Source organism: Methanomethylovorans sp., from assembly GCF_050177135.1.
Taxonomy (GTDB): Archaea; Halobacteriota; Methanosarcinia; order Methanosarcinales; family Methanosarcinaceae; genus Methanomethylovorans.
In genome coordinates, this window is record NZ_JBFXHJ010000116.1 from 1 (window position 1) to 6,955 (window position 6,955).

A 6,955-nucleotide genomic window follows, 5' to 3' on the forward strand; every position below is an offset into this window, starting at 1 on the left:
TAGGAAACTATGCCGTTATCATCAGCAGAAGCACTTGCATCGAAACTAACAGCTGAACCTGTGAGTGAGGTCATATCAGAACCTGCGTCTGCAACCGGCAATTCATCTGCAATGAAAGGTCTGGCAGATACGGTCAGTTTCGGTCTCTGGTCAGCATTGGACCACTCCGAGCTGTAGAATGCAATGTAATTGCCGCTCTCTGTCCTGGCCTTGAGGAAGAAACCGGTATTGGCATGTTCACAGCTCACATATTCCTGCACGAGTTCAGTGACATCGAACTCATAGTGTTTGTTATCAGGTACCATGCTGGCGGGGAATGTAAGAGATGCGTATGGAGTACTGCCCTGGACAACTCCGTTCTTGTCATACCAGTCTCCTCCTGCTGTGTTCCATGGGGTACCAGAGGCACGGGAAGTCCATGTCACATACCCGGGGTCCCATTCCAAAGCCGGCCTGTAGATGTCCACCACTGTGTCAGAGGTACGGGTACTGGCTGAAGGATAATACCAGTAGAGTGAAAGCATTGCCTCGGATATTGTGTCCGTTGTATTGTACGCACTTAGATCGAACCACATAACATCTCTGGAACTACTACTGCTTCTTCCAATGTCAAGATATGCGGAATCAGAATATACAGTAGTAGGAGCTGCCTCACGTAACCTGTTATCATAAGTGATCTGATCAAGGACAATATTTGTAACTGGCGCAGCACTGACAACCACCGTCAACGTATCTGTGGCTGTCTGACCACTGGTGTCAGTGACAGTTAGGGTCACAGTGTAATTACCCGCAATGGTATACGTTTGAGTGGCTGTTACACCTGTGGCTTCAGAAGTTATGCCATTTGATGCATCAAAGTCCCATGAGTAGGAAACTATGCCGTTATCATCGGCAGAAGCACTTGCATCGAAACTAACAGCTGAACCAGTGAGTGCGGTCATATCAGAACCTGCATCTGCAACCGGCAATTCATCTGCAATGAACGGTCTGGCAGATACGGTCAGTTTCGGTCTCTGATCAGCATTGGACCACTCTGAGCTGTAGAATGCAATGTAATTCCCGTTCTCTGTCCTGGCCTTGAGGAAGAAACCGGTATTAGCATGTTCACCGCTCACATATTCCTGCACAAGTTCCGTAACATCGAACTCATAGTACTTGTTTCCAGGTACCGTGCTGGCAGGGAATGTAAGAGATGCGTATGGAGTATTGCCCTGAGATATGCCGTTCTTGTCATACCAGTCTCCTCCTGCTGTGCTCCATGCAGAAGTAGAGGTTCTGGAGTTCCAGGTTACATAATTTGGATCCCATTCGGAAGCAGGTCTGTATATCTCTACTACAGTATCGGAAGTACGTGTAGCACCAGTTGGATAATACCAATACAGTGACAAGGTTGCTTCAGATATTATATCAGTGGTGTTGTATGCATTTAGGTCGAACCACATGAGGTCCCTGCAACTGCTTGTGACCCTTCCGACATCAAGATAGGTGGAATCGGAAAGAACAGTGGTCGGTGATAGCTCACGTAACCTGTTATCATAAGTGATCTGATCAAGGACAATATTTGTAACTGGCGCAGCACTGACAACCACCTTCAATGAATCTGTGGCTGTCTGACCACTGGTGTCAGTGACAGTCAGGGTCACAGTGTAATTACCCGCAATGGTATACGTTTGAGTGGCTGTTACACCTGTGGCTTCAGAAGTTATGCCATTTGATGCATCAAAGTCCCATGAGTAGGAAACTATGCCGTTATCATCGGCAGAAGCACTTGCATCGAAACTAACAGCTGAACCAGTGAGTGCGGTCATATCAGAACCTGCATCTGCAACCGGCAATTCATCTGCAATGAACGGTCTGGCAGATACGGTCAGTTTCGGTCTCTGATCAGCATTGGACCACTCTGAGCTGTAGAATGCAATGTAATTCCCGCTCTCTGTCCTGGCCTTGAGGAAGAAACCGGTATTAGCATGTTCACCGCTCACATATTCCTGCACGAGTTCCGTAACATCGAACTCATAGTACTTGTTTCCAGGTATCGTGCTGGCAGGGAATGTAAGAGATGCATATGGATTATTGCCCTGAGATATGCCGTTCTTGTCATACCAGTCTCCTCCTGCTGTGTTCCATGGGATACCAGAATCCCGGGAAGTCCACGTCACATACTCGGGATCCCATGCCAAAGCCGGCCTGTAGATATCCACCACAGTGTCAGAACTCCGGGTGCTGGCTGAAGGATAATACCAGTAGAGTGAAAGCATTGCCTCGGATATTGTGTCCGTTGTATTGTACTCACTTAGATCGAACCACATAACATCTCTGTAACTACTACTGCTCCTTCCAATGTCAATATAGGTGGAATCGGAAAGAACAGTGGTAGGAGCTGCCTCACGTAACCTGTTATCATAATTGGTTTGTGAATCTTCATATTGATTTGAGATCGGTGACAATGATGAACCACTCTTGGAAGCTTCGGCAGTGTTACCATATCGGCCAATGTTTATTACTCCGCCATTCGGAGAGGGTTCGCTGCTGCAAGCACATTTGGAATTACCTTCATCTATCAGTAGGCTCGATATTGAGTCTGTTACCCACTTGCCATTTGAATAACGGCCTGCCTCGCTCTTAAGATGGTAGTCACGTGAACTGAGTTGTGAATTGGTTGGATCAACACATTGTGGATCAACATTGAGGTTGTCACTCATTGTGAAACCTGAGCCATAGGTTTGACCATTCTTATTGTTGTAGATATTGTTATTCTGAACTATGAACTTCGCGTAGGATGGCTGTGTGTTCCATATACCCACGCCTGAGCCTGTAACTCCACTTACTCCATCACTATTCATTATGATATTGTTCCTCACATAGGTGGTGAACTGTGCTTTTTGCTGTGTGATGTGCCCGGACCACACATACCATTTTATTGCTGCATGGCCACCATCATCAAATACATTGTTCTCAATGATAGTATTGTTAAAATTTTGGATCACGATGGCTGCATTGCTGTATCCTGTGTTCGTAGCATACTGTCCGACTTTAGTAAAAGTATTGTGGTGTATGTGAACGTTCTTTGCACGGATCACATTATCAGGATATCCTGCAAACATCCAGATGCCTGCTCCATTAATTGAATAGATCTTATTATTGTAGATCTCTATGTCATCAAATACTGCTGTACTGCCTGTATTTGTTTTATCTATTTCGATAGCCGGACCTGTGGATTCGCCTCCTGATAAAGCAGAGTAGAAAACATTGTCATGCACAGTGAAATGTGATCCCCACGTGATCCTGCATGCGCTGTTCGTCCGTGTCATCACAGTATTGTATGCAACTTCCCCGTTGTTGGAATACAACATATAGCATGCATCATGACCGAGCTTGTACACGTCGTTGTAAAGGAATTTTATACCATTTCCGTTGTAAACTTTCATTCCATCGCCTGTACCCCATTCCAGACGCATATGGGATACCTCGATATTATCTGAGTTCTGGAACAATATCAGATTATAATATCCTTGACCCTTGGTTATCCCGGATTGTGATTCGCTGTTACCGTCGATAGTAAATCCGGTGATGACGATATTGTCGGCTCCGTTGTTACCCCTTATTAGTGGAACCTGTGATGCCCAACCGGCATTTGCAACCAATTTGATCTCAGCTGTTGGGTCACCTGTAAGAACAGTGTCGGCACCTACATTCAGGGTACTATCGATCCAGTATGTATTTGGACCCTTTAGGTAGACAGTACCGCCTCCAAGTCCATCAATATATGCCAGCGCTTTGTTTATTTCAATGTGATCATTTTTCCCGTCACAGTTGTAATCTCCGGTTCCATCCGTATCGACATATACGATCGATCCACTTGCACCGCATACTGTAAGGGAGATAGTTAACGATAAAAAAATAAAAACTATGGTAGGTACGTTTTTCATAATCATGGCTATTCACCATTATTGAAAAGTATCTGGTCATCAATATAATAACTATGAACATAAAAAATCGTATATCGTGTAGCTTCATGACCTGCTTTATAAATAAGTTAATGAAGAATGTTGCTTCAAAACTTGTTCGTATTTAACAAAATAAAGGTTTCTGTAGTTGATAATATTTGGTTTGAAAACTCGGACCAATCTGTTGTTGTCTATTGAACATGGACTTTAGATATTATAATATATTGTTCATCTGTTTCGTTATAACATACCCCTGTTTTGAGGATATTTATTGAAATCCTAAACCACCTTATGTGATCAAGTGGTCTCTTCTGTGTGTTAAGGTTTAAGGGCAAGGAAACAAATATAATCCATATGGAGCCTTTGCTGATCTTTTTACTTGCACTGATACTCGTACTTATACTGACAACTTATGTAAGGCTTCATCCTTTTCTTAGTCTTGTACTGGCTTCTTTGTGCATAGGAATAATGGCTGGCAGACCTGAAGAAGCGCTGAGTACCATATCCTCTGGCATGGGAAAAGTATTCTCCCAGTTTGCCATAATAATTACCGCCGGCAGTATCTTAGGTATAGTACTGGAAAAAAACGGGGGCATGGCCATTATTGCCAGTGACCTGATCAAAGTATCTAAAAGACCACTGCTTGCCCTTAACATGCTTGGATTTATCTTTGCCGTACCTTTTATGTGTTCCATCCTTGCCTTTGTGGTATTTTCTCCTCTGGCTAAGGATGTGAGCCGTCGATCAAACATTCCGGCCGGAATTGCTGCAACTTCGCTCGTACTTGGTACACTGGCATCCTTTGGTCTTCTGTATCCTTCACCTGCTGTAATAAGTGCTGCCACTGAGATGCATGTGGATATTGCTAAAGTCTTCTTCATGGGACTTGTGATAGCCTTTCCCATATCAATATTGGGATACAGATATGCAACAAGGTCAATAAAGATGAAGGAACATGACTATGTCCTTGAAGCAACCTCCCTTAGTAAAGGATCAAAAAGCAGAGCCTCAGCATATATTCCTATATGTCTTCCCATTCTGTTGATACTGGCAGGTGCATTCTTCACTCATCCATTGATAGCATTCATAGGAGATCCCAATGTGGCTTTATTGATCGGTGTGCTGCTCTGTCTGGTGTGGTCAAGATCTTATGGAAAAGAGCTGCATGAATGGATAGAAAAAGCTATCAGGCGTAGTGGAATTGTATTGCTTGATCTTTGCGGAGGAGGGGCGCTGGGAGCCACGTTTACAATGACAGGAGCAGGCGAAGCTTTGGGTAAAATGTTCCTGGACCTTGCTCTTCCTACTCTGTTGATACCTTTCCTGGTAGCTGTGGCTGTGCAGACGGTGCAAGGTTCGCGTGTTGTCACGATGCTGGTAGTACCTTCTCTGATAATGCCCATCTTTCCTCAGCTTGGACTTCCGGCTGAGATCAGTCTCCTTTCAATGGCATGTGGCACTTTCCTGGTATCGCATGTGAACGATCCCTTTTTCTGGATATTCAGAGATCTTGCAGAACTTGAAACCGGTGAAGCACTCAGATACTACACGTTCGGAGGTATCCTGATGGGATTAGCAGGCTTGCTGCTTCTCGGATGTGTATATGTGATAATGTTTTAAAAATCAGGCAGCCAAATATGAAAAAAGAAACTAAAAAATAGAAAAAATAAGACCAGAATTATTGTCCGGTCTTAGTGGTGGTCATGATGTTCTTGTTCCTTTTCCTTTTGCCAGTTCTTGTCTGCTTCCTGCACAGCAGCAAGGCACTTTTTGCAGAGCATAACAGTATCTTCTTCCTGTCCTTTTGAGAAAGAAGGTCTGGAAATCTGTGCTGGCTGCAGCTGGGCAATAGCTGCGCATAGGTCACATTTTCCAGCAGTGCCGCATGAACTGGATGTGGCAAATCTATCAGCAGTCTCTTTTGCTGCCTTAAGACATGGTTCACACAGCCCTTTCCAGATACCTTCCGGATACGAGTTCTCAAACCGGGGCACAAAAACCCTTACTGGGACGACAGTGGGTATTGAAACACTACATAGATCGCAATCTGCCATATTCTTTACCTCCTTAGATCAACACCTTTGCGGCTTCCATTGCCCAATAAAGGAACGGCTCTGACCAGAAACCAATAGCCAGTACAAATATCACTGCAATTAGCATTGCAAATGTGTAAGGCATGGGTTCTGCGATCTTTTCACCATCAGAAGGCAGGAAATACATGTATTTTACTACCCTGGCGTAATAGAACAATGAGATCGCACTGTTGAGGATCGCGATCACTGCAAGCCACACCAGTCCTGCCTCTATAGTGGATGCAAAGAGGACGAACTTACTCATATAACCTGCTGTAAGGGGTATACCTGCAAGGGCAAAGAGGAAGATCGTCATGCAGAGAGCAGTTACAGGCATACGTCTGCCAAGTCCCCGGAAGTTATCAATATCGTCAGGAGTTTCTGAATCCTTTTTCTCCGAAAGGACCATGTATACGACCGCTGCAGTGGCTATGAATGCACCTGCTTTCATGAAACCATGTGACAGAGCATATAATATTGCACCTGCCAGAGCTGTCTTGCTCATAACCACAAAGGCCATGGTTATGTAACCTGCCTGGGCGACCGAAGAATACGCAAGCATTCTCTTGACACTTGTCTGTGAGAGAGCCACAACATTACCAAGGGTCATGGTGATCACTGCAAGTACTGCAAATGCTGTAGTCCACTCGGCCTGCAGAGCTATCAGAGCTATCATGAACACTTTGAAAGCTGCAACAAAGCCCATTTTCTTTGAACCTGCTGCAAGTAATGAGGACACAACTGAGGGAGAACCCTGGTAAGTGTCGGGTGCCCACATGTGGAATGGAACGAGAGCGATCTTAAAGCCCAGACCTGCTATCATCAGGACCACAGATAACAGCCCCATTGGACTTCCTAGAAGTATATCGATGTTCGCTGCCACACCCGGAATGCTTGTGGTTCCTGTGGCACCATATATGAAAGAGATACCGAAGA

4 protein-coding genes are annotated in these 6,955 nt (G+C 44.7%); 1 reads left to right on the forward strand and 3 read right to left on the reverse strand.

Going from position 1 to position 6,955, the window contains the following annotated elements; translation table 11 throughout:
* The coding region (locus AB7U21_RS09130) for a disaggregatase related repeat-containing protein (RefSeq protein ID WP_428388478.1) at positions 1–3,929 on the reverse strand (3,929 nt) is incomplete at its 3' end.
* Positions 3,930–4,262: 333 nt separating this feature from the next.
* On the opposite strand from AB7U21_RS09130, the gene AB7U21_RS09135 reads away from it, so the two are divergent.
* On the forward strand, positions 4,263–5,567 hold the full coding sequence (locus AB7U21_RS09135; protein ID WP_428388480.1) for a GntP family permease: 1,305 nt from the start codon (positions 4,263–4,265) through the stop codon (positions 5,565–5,567).
* A 71-nt stretch (positions 5,568–5,638) separates the two neighbouring features.
* Here AB7U21_RS09135 and fpoO read toward each other — a convergent pair whose 3' ends face one another.
* Positions 5,639–6,001: a F420H2 dehydrogenase subunit FpoO gene (fpoO, locus tag AB7U21_RS09140; protein ID WP_333787048.1), complete on the reverse strand. Its 363-nt coding sequence runs from the start codon at positions 5,999–6,001 to the stop codon at positions 5,639–5,641.
* A gap of 13 nt (positions 6,002–6,014) precedes the next feature.
* Positions 6,015–6,955 (reverse strand): NADH-quinone oxidoreductase subunit N (locus AB7U21_RS09145; RefSeq protein ID WP_428388483.1); only part of this gene is annotated, 941 nt, incomplete at its 5' end.

Excerpts from the sequence above, each read along its gene's own strand:
- fpoO (WP_333787048.1), bottom strand. The coding sequence starts at position 6,001 with ATGGCAGATTGCGATCTATGTAGTGTTTCAATACCCACTGTCGTCCCA.